We start from the raw sequence: 648 nt of genomic DNA on the forward strand, positions 1-648 counted from the left end.
ACCATCGCGACGACGGCTTTGTTTGCTGAAGGTACCACGGCAATTCGCAATGTTTATAACTGGCGTGTAAAAGAAACCGATCGTTTGTCTGCAATGGCAACAGAGCTTCGTAAAGTTGGTGCGGAAGTGGAAGAAGGTGAGGATTACATCATCGTTAAACCAGTACCTCACCTTAAACATGCGGCGATTGATACCTACGATGATCATCGTATGGCGATGTGCTTTTCTCTGGTGGCGTTAAGCGATACACCAGTGACGATTAATGACCCGAAATGTACGTCCAAAACATTCCCGGATTATTTCGACAAGCTTAAAGCGTTGAGCTGCTAGATCTCTAACTGAAAAGCCAGAGCGATGATGCTCTGGCTTTTTTGTCTTAATTTGCCGTTATTTAATCAGCGTAAATTCTTTAGAAAGGTGATGGGCTAAGTATTTGAACATATTGAATACTGCCGTAGTATTTGCGGTTGGTAAGCCTTTGTCATCAAGGAAGTACTCACCTTTAAATACCAAAACCCCGTCTTTTTCTTCTACGCTTGTCGCTCGCATTCCGTCGATGTAATCATCGTGCTCTTGGATGATTTGGTTTGCGATTAAAAGAAGGTCGAATTCTTCAATAAACTTTCTATCAGACATAACGTTCTCATC

At 42.4% G+C, this 648-nt stretch carries 1 protein-coding gene and 1 pseudogene; one reads left to right on the forward strand and one right to left on the reverse strand.

The window, feature by feature from the left end:
- Positions 1–330, forward strand: a pseudogene (locus tag R7Q48_RS28190) (3-phosphoshikimate 1-carboxyvinyltransferase); the annotation flags it as partial.
- Positions 331–387: 57 nt separating this feature from the next.
- On the opposite strand, the gene R7Q48_RS28195 reads toward R7Q48_RS28190, so the two are convergent.
- Positions 388–636 (reverse strand): YciN family protein, encoded by a 249-nt coding sequence (locus R7Q48_RS28195; RefSeq protein WP_005495879.1) that lies wholly within the window; start codon positions 634–636, stop codon positions 388–390.
- Positions 637–648: the final 12 nt, after the last annotated feature.

The sequence above is a fragment of the Vibrio sp. 378 genome (assembly GCF_033339435.1).